This window comes from Aneurinibacillus aneurinilyticus ATCC 12856, from assembly GCF_000466385.1.
Classification (GTDB): Bacteria; Bacillota; Bacilli; order Aneurinibacillales; family Aneurinibacillaceae; genus Aneurinibacillus; species Aneurinibacillus aneurinilyticus.
Window position 1 is genome coordinate 1 of record NZ_KE952710.1, and the last position, 237, is coordinate 237.

A 237-nucleotide genomic window follows, 5' to 3' on the forward strand; every position below is an offset into this window, starting at 1 on the left:
GCTTGGGAAGGGAGACGAAAGGCCTTGTTTGTGTTCCGTTGTAGTGGCCTTTTCCTCTTTGGACAATCAACACCTTTGGTATCCATAGATGGATAGAAAAGAGTGACGTGTACGGTGTGCGTCCCCTTTGTTTTTTACAGCAAAGCTGCATAAGGGCAACTAGAACTGTTGCTTGCGGCACCAGTCAAGTTTTCTTTACTGTATGGAGCGTGTGGCGCCAGGGACGAAATCGACCGG